Here is a 16,015-nt window from a genome sequence, read left to right as displayed (position 1 = left end):
CCATCGCCGCGGAACCCGCCGCGCCGCCGCGGGAACAGCACGCCGAAGACACCGGGGACCACAAGACGACCCGGACCCTCGACCGGGTGGTCATCCGCTTCGCGGGCGACTCCGGTGACGGGATGCAGCTCACCGGGGACCGGTTCACCTCCGAGACCGCGTCGTTCGGCAACGACCTGTCGACACTGCCGAACTTCCCGGCGGAGATCCGTGCCCCCGCGGGCACCCTGCCCGGCGTCTCCTCGTTCCAGGTGCACTTCGCCGACCACGACATCCTCACCCCGGGTGACGCGCCGGACGTGCTGGTGGCGATGAACCCGGCCGCCCTGAAGGCGAACACGGGCGACCTGCCGCGCGGCGCCGAGATCATCGTCGACACCGACGAGTTCACGCCCCGCAACCTGGCCAAGGCCGGGTACGACGGCTCGCCGCTGGACGACGACTCGCTCGCCGCGTTCACGGTGCACCCGGTGCCGCTGACCACGCTGACGGTGGGCGCGCTGACCGGCTTCCCGCTGACCCGCAAGGAGGCGGAGCGGGCGAAGAACATGTTCGCGCTCGGCCTGCTGTCGTGGCTGTACCACCGGCCGACCGACGGCACCGAACGCTTCCTGCGGACCAAGTTCGCACGGCGCCCCGAGATCGCGGAGGCGAACATCGCCGCCTTCCGCGCGGGCTGGAACTTCGGCGAGACCACGGAGGACTTCGCGGTCTCCTACGAAGTCGCCCCGGCGAGCCGGGCGTTCACCCCCGGCACCTACCGCAACATCTCCGGCAACCTCGCCCTGTCCTACGGCCTGATCAGCGCCTCCCACCAGGCGGAACTCCCGCTGTTCCTCGGCTCGTACCCGATCACCCCGGCCTCCGACATCCTGCACGAGCTGAGCAAGCACAAGAACTTCGGCGTGCGGACCTTCCAGGCGGAGGACGAGATCGCCGCGATCGGTGCCGCGCTGGGCGCCTCCTTCGGGGGCTCGCTGGCGGTGACGACCACCTCGGGTCCGGGCGTCGCCCTGAAGTCGGAGACGATCGGGCTGGCCGTGTCCCTGGAACTGCCGCTGCTCATCGTGGACATCCAGCGCGGCGGCCCCTCGACCGGTCTGCCGACCAAGACGGAGCAGGCCGACCTGCTGCAGGCGATGTACGGCCGCAACGGCGAGGCGCCGGTCCCGGTGGTGGCGCCGGCCACCCCGGGCGAGTGCTTCACCGCCGCCCTGGACGCCGCCCGGATCGCCCTCACGTACCGCACCCCGGTGTTCCTGCTGTCCGACGGATACCTCGCCAACGGCTCGGAGCCCTGGCGGATCCCGGAGCCCGGCGAACTCCCGGACCTGCGGGTGCCGTTCGCCACCGAACCCAACCACGACGGCGAGTTCTGGCCGTACCTGCGCGACCCGGTGACGCTGGCCCGCCCCTGGGCGGTGCCGGGCACCCCGGGCCTGGAGCACCGCATCGGCGGCATCGAGAAGCAGGACGGCACGGGCAACATCTCCTACGACCCGGCCAACCACGACTTCATGGTCCGCACCCGACAGGCCAAGATCGACGGCATCGCCGTGCCCGATGTCACCGTCGATGACCCCGGCGGCGCGGCGGACACCCTGGTCCTCGGCTGGGGCTCCACCTACGGGCCGATCACCGCGGCGGTACGGCGGGTGCGCGCCGAGGGCGGCCGGATCGCCCAGGCCCACCTGCGGCACCTGAACCCCTTCCCCGCCAACCTCGGCACCGTGCTGTCCGGCTACCGCACCGTGCTCGTGCCCGAGATGAACCTCGGCCAGCTCACCCAACTGCTGCGCGCCCGCTGGCTGGTGGACGCCCGGGCGCTCACCCAGGTCAACGGCATGCCGTTCAAGGCGGAGCAGCTCGCCACGGCGCTGAAGGAGGCCATCGATGACTGACACCGCGGGCGGACTGCTGCAACTGGTCCCCAAGGCCGAGGCCAGGCAGACGGCCAAGGACTTCAAGTCGGACCAGGAGGTGCGCTGGTGCCCGGGCTGCGGTGACTACGCGATCCTCGCCGCCGTACAGGGCTTCATGCCCGAACTCGGCCTGGCCCGGGAGAACATCGTCTTCGTCTCCGGCATCGGCTGCTCCTCCCGCTTCCCGTACTACATGAACACCTACGGGATGCACTCCATCCACGGCCGCGCCCCCGCCATCGCCACCGGACTCGCCGGCTCCCGCCCCGACCTGTCCGTCTGGGTGGTCACGGGCGACGGCGACGCGCTGTCCATCGGCGGCAACCACCTGATCCACGCCCTGCGCCGCAACGTCAACCTCAAGATCCTGCTCTTCAACAACCGGATCTACGGCCTCACCAAGGGCCAGTACTCGCCCACCTCCGAGACCGGGAAGATCACCAAGTCCACGCCGATGGGCTCGGTCGACGCCCCCTTCAACCCCGTCTCGCTGGCCCTCGGCGCCGAGGCCACCTTCGTCGCCCGGACCATCGACTCCGACCGCAAGCACCTCACCCAGGTGCTGCGCGCCGCCGCCGAGCACCCGGGCACCGCCCTGGTCGAGATCTACCAGAACTGCAGCATCTTCAACGACGGCGCGTTCGACGCCCTCAAGGACCGGCAGCGGGCCGAGGAGGCCCTGGTCCGGCTGGAACACGGCCGGCCCATCCGCTTCGGCGCCGACGGCACGCGCGGCGTCGTCCGCGACCCGCGGACCGGGAGCCTGGAGGTGGTCACCGTGACCGCGGAGAACGAGGCGGACCTCGTCGTCCACGACAGCGGGGCGCACGACCCCACCACCGCCTTCGCGCTCTCCCGGCTGACCGATCCCACGCCCGTCGGCGTCTTCCGCGACACCGAACGGACCGTCTACGACACCGCCCTCAACGCCCAGCTGGACGCCGCGGTCGACCGGCACGGCAAGGGCGACCTGACCGACCTCCTCACCGGCACCGACACCTGGACCGTCCTCGCCTGACCCCGCCCACCCACTTCGCAGGGAGACCGCAATGTCCACTCGCACCATCGACATCTGCATCGTCGGCGCCGGCCCCCGGGGCACCGTCGCGCTGGAACGCGTCTGCGCCAACGCACCGCTGCTCAGCCCCGGCCAGGACGTCCACGTCCACGTCGTCGATCCCTACCCGGTCGGCGGCGGCCGGGTCTGGAAGTTCGACCAGCCGCGCGAGCTGCTGATGAACACCGTCGCCGGCGACGTCACCGTCTTCACCGACCAGACCGTCACCTGCGAGGGGCCGCTGACCCCCGGCCCCACCCAGTACCAGTGGGCCCGGATGGTCGCGGACGGCCTGGTGACCGACGTCAGCGACGAGGCGAAGGCCGAGGCCGCGCAGATGGAGGCCTGGTCGTACGCCTCCCGCGCCTTCCAGGGCGAGTACCTGGGCTGGTCGTTCCGGCACATCGTGGAGCGCGCCCCGGCCGGGGTGTCCGTCAGCGTGCACCAGACCCGGGCGGTCTCCGTCACGGAGTCCCCGGACGGGATGCAGGAGGTGCGGCTGGAGGGCGAGGACCTGCCGCTGCGAGTGGACGCCGTGGTGCTCGCCCAGGGCCACTACGACGTGGCGCCCACCACCCGCGAGCAGCACCTCATCGACTTCGCGGCCCGGCACGGACTGCACTACGTGGCCCCCAACAGCCCCGCCGAGGCGGACCTCTCGTGGGTCACGGCCGGTGAGCCGGTCATCGTGCGCGGGCTCGGCCTCAACTTCTACGACTACATGATCCTGCTCAGCGAGGGCCGCGGCGGCCACTTCGTCACCGAGGGCGACGGCCTGCGCTACCTGCCCAGCGGTGAGGAGCCGGTGATGTACGCGGGCTCCGGGCGCGGCATGCCCTACCGGGCCCGCGCGGAGATCAAACAGGAGGTCGTACCCCGCTACAAGCCCGACTTCATCACGGCCACCGAGATAGCCGAGCTGCGGCTCGGCGCCGGCACCGGGCGCACCGACTTCCTGCGGGACCTGTTCCCGCTGGTGGCCAAGGAGGTCGCGTGGGTGTACTACCGGGCGCTGCTGAAGGACACCGCACCCGAGGGACACGCCCGGCTGGTGGCCGAGTTCCCCGGTCTGAGCTGGGGCAGCCCCCGGATGGAGCGGCTCATCGAGGAACTGGTGCCCGACCCGGAGCTGAGGTTCGACTGGAAGCGCCTGGACCGCCCGGCGGACGGGATCGGCTTCGCGGGACAGGCCGCCTTCCGGGAGTGGATCACCGCCCAACTGGCCGAGGACCTGCGGCACTCCAGGCTCGGCCCGGAGCGCAGCGCGGTGAAGGCGGCCGCCGCGGTGATGCGCGACCTGCGCGAGGAGGTGCGGGCGGTCATCTCCCACCAGGGCATCAGCGGCGCCTCGTACCGCGACCACATCGACCGCTGGTTCAGCGGCCTGAACAACTACGCGGCCAGCGGCCCGCCGGCCACCCGGGTGGCCCAGCTGCTGGCGCTGGTGCGGGCGGGGATCGTCGAACCGCTCGGCCCCCGGATGAAGGTGAGCGCCGAGGAGGACGACGGCGTCTTCCTGGCCTCCTCCCCGGACGTGCCCGGCACCGAGGTGCGGGCCACCGCGCTGGTGGAGGCGCATCTGCCGCTCACCGACGTCCGCCGGGCCACCGATCCGCTGCTCGCCTCGCTGCGCGCGGCGGGGGAGTGCCGGGCGCACTTCATCCCGGACGCCGACGGCGGAGGGTACGAGACCGGCGGTCTGGACGTGACCGAGTCGACGTTCCAGGTGGTGCGCGGCGACGGCACCCCGCACCCGGCCCGCTTCAGCTACGGCCCGCCGGTCGAGTCCGTGCAGTGGGTCACGGCCATCGGCGCCCGTCCGCACGTCAACTCCCGCACGCTGCTCCAGGGCGACTCCATCGCCCGTTCGTGCCTGCGCCAGGGCATGGCGCGGCTCGCCCGGCTCGACGCCGACGACGCGGCCCGCCGCGAGACGGCGACCACTGTCCCGCTGGCCGGCTGACACCCCCGAGGAGACGGCAATGATCACGCTTGAGGCTGTACGAGAGCACGCCGCGACGGCACCGGACCGCGTGGCGGTCAGCGACGGGCAGGAGACGCTGACCTGGGCGGAGCTGGCGGACCGGGTGGCGGCGGTGCGGGCCTGGCTGACCCGCTCGCTGGACGCCGACGAGTCCAACCGGGCGATGGTGATCGCGGGCAACACCGTGCGCGTCGTGGTGGCGACCGCCGCGCTGACCTCGCTGGGCATCCCCTGGGTGGGGGTCGACCCGGAGCGGGACGGCGCCACGATCGGCGAGCAACTGGCCGCCGTGGAGCCCACGTTCATCGTGGTGGACAGCTCGCTGCCGAACCTGCCGGAGGACTTCTGGCCGCGCTGGGGCGACACCGCCGTACTGCTCGACCTGGTGGCGTTCCCCGCGTTCGACACCCGGGTCACGCACTACCTGGCCGTCGCCGAGGGGGAGCACCAGCCCGCGCCCTGGGTCCAACCCCCGTTCAGCGCACTGGGGTTCACCAGCGGCACCACCGGCACCCCGAAGCTGTTCGTGCGCCGCAAGCGCACCGAGAACCAGCGGGTCGCCTTTCTGCGGGACCGCTTCGCGTTCGGCCCCGGCGACTCCTTCCTGATCACCTCGCCCCTCGCCTTCGCCTCCGGGCACGTGTGGGCGGGCGCCGCCCTCGCGCTCGGCGCCGCGGTGCGGCTCGGCCCGCCGGACGCCGAGGCGGCCGTGGAGGTGCTGGCCACGGAGCGGCTGACCGGAGCGTTCTTCGTGCCGCCGTTCCTCGACCGGGTGCTGGAGGCGGCCACCACCACCCACCGGGGCGCCGATCTGACGGCCCTGCGCTTCCTGCTCACCGGCGGCCGGCACATCAGTCCGCGCACCATCGACCAGACCCGGTCCCGCCTCGGCGACCTGCTGTACGTGTACTACGCGACCACCGAGACCGGCATCAACACCATGGCGGATCCGGCCGACCTGGCCGCCGCCCCGTACGCGGCGGGCCGCTTCATGCCGGGCGTGACGGTCCGCGCCCTCGACCCGGACACCCTCGGCGAACTGCCGCCCGGCCGGGTGGGACTGCTGGCGATCGACAGCGCGTACGCCATGGACGAGTACGTGCACCGGCCGCTGGACACTGTCGAACTGGACGGCCGGCGGCACATCCTGACCAGCGACTACGGCTACCTCGGCGACGACGGGCGGCTCTACATCACGGCACGCTCCGAGCCCCGCCTCGACGTCGTGCGCGTGGAGGGGGCCATCAAGGAGGACCCGGCGGTGCGCGACGTGTGCGTCACCTCGGGGCTCGACGGCGCGGACACGGGCGCGGTCGCGGTGGTGGTGCTGCGGCCCGGTCTGGCACCCGAGCTGCGGGACCGGGCCCTGGCGCGGGCCGGTGAGGTCCTCGGGCGGTTCGCCGGCCCGGCCAGGGTCACCGAGGCCGAGCGCATCCCGTACAACAGCGCGGGCAAGGTGGCGCTGCTGGTGCTGCGGGAGGAGCTGGCCGTGCGGCTGAGCGCCGCCTGATTTTCCGAGGAAAGAGCACGTCAGAGCCCCTGCCGCAAGTCGGCGGGGGCTCTGTCTTGCGCGCTGTACCTACTAGTATGTACAGTCGAGTCATGAAGGCGACGAAGGAACACCTCGTCGAGGCCGCGGCCGAGTTGCTCTGGGAGCGCGGCTACGCGGCGACCAGCCCGGCGATGATCCAGAAACGCTCCCGTGCCGGACAGGGGAGCATGTACCACCACTTCTCCGGCAAGGCCGACCTGGCCGTCACCGCCATGCGGCACTCCGCGGGCCAGCTGCGGCTCGCCACGGAGACGGCGCTGGACAGCGGCACGACGGCCCTGGAACGGGTCGGCGCCTACCTCGACATGGAACGCAACCCGCTCGCCGGCTGCCGTGTCGGCCGGCTCGTCCAGGACCCCGACGTCGTCGCCGACGACCGGCTGCGCGCCCCCGTGGAGGAGTTCTTCGGCTGGCTTCAGCAGCGCATCGCCGACGTGCTCGCCGAGGGCGTGCGCAGCGGCGAACTGCGCCCGGACACCGACGTCGCGGCCATGGCCTCGCTCGTCATCGCCACCGTCCAGGGCGGCTATGTGCTCGCCCGCGCCCAGCAGGACCAGGCGGCGTTCCGCCGCGCCACCCAGGCCGCGAAGAGCGCCCTGGCCCACCTCAGGGCGTGACCCGGCCGTCCGCCGCCCCCGCTGACCGGGGCGCGGCACCCCTCGCGCACCGGGCCACCGCCCTTCCGAACCGTCGCACCACCCCGCCGAACCCTCGCACCACCCCGCTCGCCGGACCCCGCCCCGGCACCGCGTCCGAAAGAAGGTTCACCCCATGACCACCGTCCCCGACTCGCCGACGAGCACGGCGCGCCAGCCGATAGGCACGCCCGCCGCTCCCGCCACGCCGGTGCGCAGCGCGCGCCACACCGCCCTCGCCCTCGCCGCCGTCTGCCTCGGCTTCTTCATGATCCTGCTGGACGGCAGCGCCCTGAACATCGCCCTGCCCGCCATCGAGCGGGACGTGCACGGCTCGATGGCCGCCCTCCAGTGGGTCGTCACCATCTACACCATCCCGCTGGCCAGCATCCTGCTCACCGCCGGCAGCATCAGCGACCGCTGGGGCGCCCGCCGGCTGTTCGTCTCCTCGCTCGCCGCGTTCACCGCCGCGTCCCTGCTGTGCGCGGTCAGCCCGAACCTGACCGTCCTCGTGGTGGCCCGCTTCCTCCAGGGCATCGCGGCCGGCGGCCTGCTGCCCACCACCCTGGCGATCATCGCCCGCACCTACCCCGACCCGATCGAGCGCGCCAAGGCCATCACCGTCTGGGGCGCCACCGGCGGACTCGCCCTGGTCGCCGGCCCGATCGGCGGCGGCGCGCTGACCGAGCTCCTCGGCTGGCGCTCGATCTTCCTCATCAACGTGCCCGTCGGCCTGGTCACCCTGTACCTCGCCCAGCGCTACGCCAGCGAGACCCCCCGGCGCGAGGCCCGCGCCGCCGACCTGCCCGGCCAGCTGACCGGCATCATCGCCCTCTCCGCGATCGTCGCCTACCTGATCGAGGGCGGCTCGCTGGGCTGGCTCGCCCCCGTCCCGCTCGTCCTGCTCGCCGTCGCCGTCGTCACCGCGATCACCTTCGTCGCCGTCGAGTCCCGCTCCCAGCACCCGATGCTGCCGCTGGCCGTCTTCCGCCGCGCCGCGTTCTCCGCCTCCATCACCAACGGCTTCGCCTTCCAGTTCGGCGGCTACGGCCTCCAGTTCATGCTCGCCATCTACCTCCAGCAGCAGTGGGGCCTGAGCGCCGAGAAGACCGGCGTGTACTTCCTGCCCTTCGGCATCGCCTGGGTGTTCGGCACCATCGTCCTCAACCGCCGTCTCGTGCACCGCGGTCCGCGGTTCCTGCTGTGGACCGGCGCGCTGTCCTCCTTCATCGGCAGCGCCCTGCTGCTCGGCGTCACCGACCAGAGCACCTGGCCGCTGTTCGCCATCGGCACCGCCCTGACCGGCCTCGGCTGCGGAGTGTTCTCGCCGAGCCTCAACGCCGCCGCCCTGCTGGCCATCGACCCGGCCTACGCCGGCCTCGGCTCCGGGGTCCTCAACACCGCCCGCCAGGTCGGCATGGCGATGGGCGTGGCCCTGCTCGGCTCCCTGATCGGCATGCACGACACCATGCTCGGCCTGCGCGTGAGTGTCGTCCTGGTGGCGCTCTGCTTCTTCGCCATCATCGGCCTGAGCGTCGCGTACGTGCCGCGCAAGGAGACCGCCTGACCAACCCGCACCGGGCGGGGTCGTGCCGGACGGACCACCGACGGCACGGCCCCGCCGCCCATCCCTGGAACCAGCGACGAGAACGGCAAGGAGCGCCCCCCATGCGCGCAGTAGTGGCCGAGCGGCACGGCGGACCCGAAGTACTCACCGAGACCGAACGCCCCGACCCCCGGCCGGGCCCCGGCGAACTGCTGGTCCGCCTGGCCGCCGCCGGGATCAACTACAAGGACGTCTACGAACGAGAGGGCCGTGCCGCGCTGCGCGCCCCCTTCGTCCCCGGCAGCGAGGGCGCGGGCACGGTCGTGGCCACCGGCGCGGACGTCACCGGGTTCGGGCCCGGCGACCGCGTCGCCTGGTGCGCGGCCCCCGCCTCCTACGCCGAACTCGTCGCGGTGCCCGCCCGCGCCGCGGTGCCCGTCGCGGACGACATCTCCGACAGCGACGCCGCGGCGGCCATGCTCCAGGGACTGACCGCCCACTACCTGACGACCTCCACCTACCGGGCCGCCGAGGGCGAGACCGCGCTCGTGCACTCCGCGGCCGGCGGCCTCGGACAGCACCTGGTGCGCCTGCTCGTCCGCCGGGGCGCCCGGGTCATCGGCACCGTCTCCACGCCCGGCAAGACCGCCGCGGCCGAGGCGGCCGGCGCCCACCACGTCATCGTCCGCGGCGCCGCCGACGACCTGACCCGGCAGGTCCTCGACCGGACCGACGGCAGGGGAGTGGACGTCGTCTACGACGGCATCGGCAAGGACACCTTCGAGGCGGGCCTCGCCGCGCTGCGGCCCCGCGGGATGTTCGTGCTGGTCGGCGCCGCCTCCGGGCCCGTCCCACCGCTCGACCCTCAGTCGCTAGCGCCCCGCGGCTCGCTGTTCCTCACCCGCCCCACCCTGGTCGACCACGCCACCGACCCCGCCGAACTGGCCGCCCGCGCCGCCGACGTCTTCGGCTGGCTCCGCGAGGGCGTGCTGAAGACCACGATCGGCGGCCGGTACGGCTTCGACCGGGCCGCCCGCGCCCACGCCGACCTCCAGTCCGGCACCACCACCGGCAAACTCCTCCTCCAGCCGGGGCACTGAGCGGCCCGCAGACCGGAGGGACAGCCGAAGGAACGGAGACGCCCCATGACCCGTTTCGCCCGCATCGCGTACACCGACTCGGTCCGCGGCGTCCAGGAACGCAACGGCAGCGGCCAGGCCATGCTGCGGCAACTGGACGGACCCGACGAACCCGACCCGCTCGGACCGGTGGAGCAGCAGTTCATCGCCGAACGCGACAGCTTCTACATGGCCACCGTCAGCGAGACCGGCTGGCCCTACATCCAGCACCGCGGGGGCCCGCCCGGCTTCCTGCACGTGCTGGACGAGCACACCGTCGCCTTCGCCGACGTGGGCGGCAACCGGCAGTTCATCACCACCGGAAACCTGCGGCACAACGACCGGGTCGCCCTCTTCCTGATGGACTACGCCTACCGCACCCGGCTGAAGCTGTTCGGCCGCGCCCGCTGGCAGGACGCCGACGAGGCCCCCGCCCTGGCCGACCGGCTCGCCCGGCCGCGCGCCGACGGCCGCCTCGAACGGCTCGTCACCATCACCGTCGAGGGCCTCAGCTGGAACTGCCCCAAACACATCACCCCCCGCTTCACCCCGGCCGAACTGGACGAGGTGCTGCAACCGATCAGAGACGAGATCACCAGGCTGAGGGAGGCGAACCGGGACCTCACCGCCGAGAAGAGGGAGTGATTCACGAGCGCGACCCTCAGGACGGGGAACCTGCTTGCGGAGCGGGATGCCTGGCGAAGGGAATCGCCCTTCGCCGGGCGCTGCTTGGCATCGATCCGATGCGTCCGGCGCCCTGTTCTCCGGGGCACTGCGATCCTTCGATTTTGTGTGCAATTGCAAAAATGATGGCCCGGGTTCCGGAAAGACGGTCTCCCTCGCGGCGCTCCCGCCCCCGCGGGGGAGACCGGGGTGTCGCAGGGCGATCCCGGCGGCGTAACCTAAGGGCGCCATGCCGTACGAACCGCCTACACACACCGTCGAGCGCTCCCTGCGCGCCACGACCGGAGCGAAGGTCATCGCCGGTGTCGACGAGGTGGGGCGCGGCGCCTGGGCCGGCCCCGTCACCGTCTGCGCGGCGGTCACCGGACTGCGCCGACCGCCCGCGGGCCTGACCGACTCCAAGCTGCTGACCCTCAAGCGGCGCACCGAACTGGACGAAGTCCTGCGGACATGGGTGACCGCGTACGCGCTGGGGCATGCTTCCCCGGAGGAGATCGACGGCATGGGGATGACGGCCGCGCTGCGGCTCGCCGCCGTCCGCGCCCTTGAGGCCTTGCCGGTCCGTCCCGACGCCGTCATCCTCGACGGGAAACACGACTACCTCGGTGCCCCGTGGCGGGTGCGCACGGTGATCAAGGGCGATCGGTCGTGCGTCGCCGTCGCGGCGGCCTCCGTGATCGCCAAGGTTCAGCGCGACAAAATGATGGCCGAACTGGGTGTCGACCATGCAGACTTCGGGTTTGCGGACAATGCCGGGTATCCGTCGCCCGTGCACAAAGCCGCACTGGAAGAGCGGGGCCCCACCCCGCACCACCGTTTGTCGTGGGCGTATCTTGATGCGCTGCCCCAGTGGCGGCATCTCAAGAAGGCCCGCACTTGGGCGGACGGAAACGTTCCGGAGATCGAGGGTCAGCTCGGCTTCGATTTCTGATCGGTCCGCTCGCACTGATGTGCCACCCCGTCGTCAGTGCCGCTTCAACGTTTGATAAAAATCAGCTCATGCCTCTCATTCCCGAGGAGCCTCAGATTCACGAGAGTGCCCAGGGTCCCCGCGCCACGCCGGCCAGCGGCCGCACCGCGCCGACCCCTCGCCCCGTACCCGGCCCCCGCCCCGCGGCGCCGTCCCGCCCCGGTCGTCCCGGCCCTCAGCGGCCCACGCCGCCGGTGCAGCGCACGCCGCGTGACGTGGCTCCGGCCAAGCCGGGCCCGTCCGGCCCGGCCGCTCCCGCCGCCGTGGCCGGCCCCCAGATCCAGCTGATCCCGGCCTCGGCCGAGGGTGCGATCGACGCCGCCGAAGAGGCCGTCGACCTGTTGCTGGACTCGGGCCGCGCCCCCGGCGACGTACTCGTGATCACCACCGGTGCCCAGCACCCGTGGGCCGAGCACGAGCTGTCCTTCGGCGAAGCGTCCTACTGGGCGCAGCACGACGCCGGTGACGACGTCTTCTACACGGACGCCGCCATCGCCTCCCGTGCCGCGTCCCGTCCGGTGGTCGTCGTGGCCGTCAACGGGGGCCCGGCCTCCGCCGCCGGCACCGCCCTCCCGCTGGCCCACTCCCGGGCCGGTGCCCTGCTGATCGTCTGCGGCGACCCGCAGCAGATCAACGGGGTGCTGGGCGCCGGCGTCTGAGCCGGCGCGGCTGCCAGGCACCCGGAGAACCCGGGACCTCGGAGCCGGGGCTCGGCGAGTCCGGGCGACGAGTCGTCCACGTGGTCACCGCACGGAGCGGCCTTCGCCGTGCCCGGGTGACGGGAGCGCCGTGCCGGGCCGCCCAGGGCAGAGGTGATCGCCGGAAGGCCGTACGGCCCTCGGGCCGCGTCCACCGGGCCGGCCGTGCCCGGCGCGCTCCGACTGCCCCGCGGTACAACCCGGTTGGCACCCGGGACGTCCGGAACGGAAGGGGGGACCTTCCGTCGGTGGCGTCCGGTCCGGCCGGCGGGGGAGCCGGTGCCGTACGGCCGCGGGCCGGTCGGTCGCCCGAGCGGGCGTCGTGCGTCCGCGGACCGTCCGCGTCGTTCGGGCACGGCGGTCGCGGCTCAGCGCGGGCGCCGTGCCTCCGCGGACCGTCCGCGGTGGGTGTCGTACGTCCATGAAACGGCCGGTGGCCGAAGTGGGCGCCCTGCGTCCACGGGCTCGTCCCGACCGGGCGCCGGGCGTACGCGGATCGGCCCCGAGGCGGTGCCGCGCCTACGCCGACCGGCCCGGGTCGGCCGCCCCTCAGCGGGCAGCGGCCCGGCGCAGCACCTCGGAGACCGGTCCGCCGGTTCGCGGCGCGGGCGGCGGGGCGTCCGCCGTGGCGAAGGGCTCCGGCGCCGAACGGGCGTTGGGGCGACGACCGCCGCGGTCCTCGCCCAGCACCTGCCAGCCGTCGCGGGTCAGCGTGATGTACGCCCCGCAGCGCAGCCCGTGCAGTGTGCAGGCGTCGCGCAGTCCCCACATCCAGGCGCCGTCCTCCTCCGTCCAACGCGCGTCGCCCTCGCGGCAGTAGAGCAGGACGGCGGTGCGTACCGGGGTGCGGCGGCGCAGATCGTGGGGGATGACCCGGCGCAGCTGGGACAGCAGCGCGTTGCGCAGCATCCAGCCGTCCGCCGGGGCGGCGCGGGGGGTGAACGAGGCGCTGGCGCACAGCCGCTCGTCCGGATCGAGGACGGCCACGATCGCCGTGGACGGCCTCGGATGATGACGTGCGTGGAGCCCGCTGACGACCTCGCGCGGGTTGCGCAGCAAGGGGATTCCGGCGGCGGCCCACTCCGCCGGCTCCAGCAGGCGGCCGGCGGACGTGGTGGAGGTCGACAACGAGGCCGCCGAGGACGAGGCGAATCCGAAGGTCACGTTCCTCCCTTCGGCTACGCGCCCACACAGCGGGCGAGGTCGGATTCGGGAGCGCGCACCGCAGTGGAGCCCGGCCGGATCACGGGCGGACCGTGCGGGGAGCGGATCTCAATTCTTCCTGTCGAACTGGGATGCGGCAACGAGCAATTGAGGACGCCGCCGGTTATCGGATGGTGCGTGGCTTATATCCCTACCCACAGGTCAGGCCGCTGACGCATGGGTCCGGACCGGGCGTCGGCCGTGGACTGCGGCCCGGGCCGATGCCACCGGCAGATCGGGCGGGGCAGGGGCGCGGTCCGGCTGGTCCGTGCCCCGGAGGGCTCGTGGAGCGGGCACGCCGTCCGTCACGTGGGGTGAAGTGGCCGATTGTCCTTGCCGTCGGGTTGCATGGAGGCATGAACGATCTGGAGCTGCGTGCCGAAGCCGACGCCATCCTCGCCGAGCTGGTCGGTGATCCGACAGGGGCGGCGCGGCTGCGGGAGGACCAGTGGCAGGCGGTGGCGGCGCTGGTGGTGGAGCGCCGTCGCGCCCTGGTGGTGCAGCGCACGGGGTGGGGCAAGTCGGCGGTGTACTTCGTGGCCACGGCGCTGCTGCGCCGACGCGGCTCCGGACCCACGGTGATCGTCTCCCCGCTGCTGGCGTTGATGCGCAACCAGGTCGAGGCGGCGGCGCGGGCCGGTATCCACGCGCGGACCATCAACTCGGCCAATCCGGAGGAGTGGGAGACGATCCACGAGGAGGTCGGCCGCGGCGACGTCGACGTTCTCCTGGTAAGCCCTGAGCGGCTCAATTCGGTGGACTTCCGTGAGCACATGCTGCCCAAGCTCGCGGCGACGACGGGCCTGCTGGTGGTGGACGAGGCGCACTGCATCTCCGACTGGGGCCACGACTTCCGCCCCGACTACCGCAGGCTGCGGGCGATGCTGGCCGAGCTGGCCCCGGGGGTGCCGGTGCTGGCCACCACGGCGACCGCCAACGCCCGGGTCACGGCGGATGTGGCCGAGCAGCTGGGTACCGGCGCCGGCGAGGCACTGGTGCTGCGCGGCCCCCTGGACAGGGAGAGTCTGCGGCTGGGCGTGGTGCGGCTGCCGGACGCGGCGCACCGGATGGCGTGGCTGGCCGAGCATCTGGACGGGCTGCCGGGTTCCGGGATCATCTACACGCTCACCGTGGCCGCCGCCGAGGAGGCCACCGCGTTCCTGCGGCAGCGCGGTCTCCAGGTGGCCTCGTACACGGGCAGGACGGAGAACGCGGACCGGCAGCAGGCCGAGGACGACCTGCTGCACAACCGGGTCAAGGCGCTGGTGGCCACCTCCGCGCTGGGGATGGGTTTCGACAAGCCGGACCTCGGCTTCGTGGTCCACCTCGGATCGCCGTCCTCGCCGATCGCCTACTACCAGCAGGTGGGTCGCGCGGGCCGCGGTGTGAAGCACGCCGAGGTGCTGCTGCTGCCGGGCAAGGAGGACGAGGCGATCTGGCGCTACTTCGCCGAGACCGCCTTCCCTCCGGAGGAACAGGTGCGCCAGGCCCTCGCGGCCCTCGCCGAGGCGGGACGGCCACTGTCCGTGCCGGCCTTGGAAGGCTCGGTGGATCTGCGGCGCAGCCGGCTGGAGACGATGTTGAAAGTGCTGGACGTGGACGGCGCCGTGCGGCGGGTGAAGGGCGGCTGGACGGCCACGGGCGCCGGCTGGGTGTACGACGCCGAGCGGTACGCACGGGTGGCCCAGCAGCGTGCGGCCGAGCAGCAGGCGATGCGCTCGTACGTCACCACCACCGAGTGCCGCATGGAGTTCCTGCGTCGCCTGCTGGACGACGAGGAGGCCGCGCCGTGCGGTCGCTGCGACAACTGCGCGGGCGCTTGGGCCGACCCCGCCGTCTCGGCGGAGACTCTCGCGGGGGCGACGAAGGAACTGGGCCGCCCGGGGGTGGAGATCGAGCCGCGCCGGATGTGGCCGACGGGCATGCCGGCACTCGGCGTCGACCTCAAGGGGCGCATCCCGGCCCAGCAGCAGTGTTCCACCGGCCGGGCGCTGGGACGGCTCTCCGACATCGGCTGGGGCAACCGGCTGCGGCCGCTGCTGTCCGAGCAGGCGCCCGACGAGCCGGTCCCCGAGGACGTACTGAAGGCCGTGGTGACGGTCCTCGCGGACTGGGCGCGCTCCCCGGGCGGCTGGATGTCGGACGGCCCGGACGCCTCCGCCAGGCCGGCAGGGGTCGTATCGGTGCCGTCCCTGACCCGCCCTCGGCTGGTCGCGTCACTCGCTCGGGGAGTCGCGGACATCGGGCGGCTTCCCTACCTGGGCAGCCTGGCGTACACCGGCCCGAGCGGCGCGCACGCGGCACGGCGCAGCAACTCCGCCCAACGGCTGTGCGCGCTGGCCGGCGCCTTCACCCTCCCCGAGGACCTGGCCGGCGCCCTTGCCCGCACCCCAGGGCCTGTCCTGCTCGTGGACGACTACACCGACTCCGGCTGGACCCTCGCGGTCGCCGCGCGCCTGCTGAGGCAGAAGGGGGCCGACCAGGTTCTGCCGCTGGTGCTCGCCTCGGCCGGCTGAAGGCCCCTGAGAAGTCCGTCCGTCGTGGCGGACGGGAGCCGGGCGGCGGCGAGCGGGCCGCGTCAGAGGGCGGCAGCCGACCGGGCCGCCGCGCGGCTCACCGTCGAGGCCCCCGCCGCGACGACCGTGT

Annotated in this window: 12 protein-coding genes; 11 read left to right on the top strand and 1 reads right to left on the bottom strand. The window is 73.1% G+C overall.

The window, feature by feature from the left end:
- The first annotated feature begins 2 nt into the window (after window positions 1-2).
- The 10 genes from HZZ00_RS28290 (at window position 3) to HZZ00_RS28245 (ending at window position 12,127) form a co-directional block, all read left to right on the top strand.
- Window positions 3-1,901, top strand: coding sequence for a 2-oxoacid:acceptor oxidoreductase subunit alpha (locus HZZ00_RS28290; RefSeq protein WP_374028567.1), 1,899 nt, complete (start codon window positions 3-5; stop codon window positions 1,899-1,901).
- Window positions 1,894-2,940 carry a 2-oxoacid:ferredoxin oxidoreductase subunit beta gene (locus HZZ00_RS28285; RefSeq protein ID WP_180329093.1) on the top strand — a complete coding sequence of 349 codons (1,047 nt, stop codon included), beginning with the start codon at window positions 1,894-1,896 and terminating at the stop codon, window positions 2,938-2,940. The genes HZZ00_RS28290 and HZZ00_RS28285 overlap by 8 nt, the downstream gene beginning before the upstream one ends.
- A gap of 31 nt (window positions 2,941-2,971) precedes the next feature.
- On the top strand, window positions 2,972-4,942 hold the full coding sequence (locus HZZ00_RS28280) for an FAD/NAD(P)-binding domain-containing protein (RefSeq protein ID WP_180329092.1): 1,971 nt from the start codon (window positions 2,972-2,974) through the stop codon (window positions 4,940-4,942).
- Window positions 4,943-4,961: 19 nt separating this feature from the next.
- Window positions 4,962-6,473: a class I adenylate-forming enzyme family protein gene (locus HZZ00_RS28275; RefSeq protein ID WP_180329091.1), complete on the top strand. Its 1,512-nt coding sequence runs from the start codon at window positions 4,962-4,964 to the stop codon at window positions 6,471-6,473.
- A 92-nt stretch (window positions 6,474-6,565) separates the two neighbouring features.
- Window positions 6,566-7,132 (top strand): TetR/AcrR family transcriptional regulator, encoded by a 567-nt coding sequence (locus HZZ00_RS28270; RefSeq protein ID WP_257585426.1) that lies wholly within the window; start codon window positions 6,566-6,568, stop codon window positions 7,130-7,132.
- Window positions 7,133-7,286: 154 nt separating this feature from the next.
- Window positions 7,287-8,717, top strand: a complete 1,431-nt coding sequence (locus HZZ00_RS28265) for an MFS transporter (protein WP_180329089.1) — start codon at window positions 7,287-7,289, stop codon at window positions 8,715-8,717.
- Between the two features lie 101 nt (window positions 8,718-8,818).
- The gene (locus tag HZZ00_RS28260; protein WP_180329088.1) at window positions 8,819-9,796 is read left to right on the top strand and encodes a quinone oxidoreductase; all 978 of its coding nucleotides are present in this window, start codon (window positions 8,819-8,821) and stop codon (window positions 9,794-9,796) included.
- 45 nt (window positions 9,797-9,841) lie between these two features.
- A complete protein-coding gene (locus HZZ00_RS28255) occupies window positions 9,842-10,459 on the top strand; it encodes a pyridoxamine 5'-phosphate oxidase family protein (protein ID WP_180329087.1) in 618 nt (205 codons plus the stop codon).
- Between the two features lie 268 nt (window positions 10,460-10,727).
- A complete protein-coding gene (locus tag HZZ00_RS28250; RefSeq protein WP_180329086.1) occupies window positions 10,728-11,429 on the top strand; it encodes a ribonuclease HII in 702 nt (233 codons plus the stop codon).
- 68 nt (window positions 11,430-11,497) lie between these two features.
- A complete protein-coding gene (locus HZZ00_RS28245; protein ID WP_180329085.1) occupies window positions 11,498-12,127 on the top strand; it encodes a hypothetical protein in 630 nt (209 codons plus the stop codon).
- Between the two features lie 588 nt (window positions 12,128-12,715).
- Here HZZ00_RS28245 and HZZ00_RS28240 read toward each other — a convergent pair.
- Window positions 12,716-13,330 (bottom strand): hypothetical protein, encoded by a 615-nt coding sequence (locus HZZ00_RS28240; RefSeq protein WP_180329084.1) that lies wholly within the window; start codon window positions 13,328-13,330, stop codon window positions 12,716-12,718.
- A gap of 395 nt (window positions 13,331-13,725) precedes the next feature.
- Between HZZ00_RS28240 and HZZ00_RS28235 the strand changes: the two genes are divergently transcribed.
- Window positions 13,726-15,885 (top strand): RecQ family ATP-dependent DNA helicase, encoded by a 2,160-nt coding sequence (locus HZZ00_RS28235; protein ID WP_180329083.1) that lies wholly within the window; start codon window positions 13,726-13,728, stop codon window positions 15,883-15,885.
- The last annotated feature ends 130 nt before the right edge of the window (window positions 15,886-16,015 follow it).

The sequence above is a fragment of the Streptomyces sp. NEAU-sy36 genome, from assembly GCF_013423905.1.
GTDB classification, from domain to species: Bacteria; Actinomycetota; Actinomycetes; order Streptomycetales; family Streptomycetaceae; genus Streptomyces; species Streptomyces misionensis.
The sequence above is the reverse complement of the archived record's forward strand: the minus strand, read 5'-3'. Positions and strand labels throughout refer to the sequence as shown.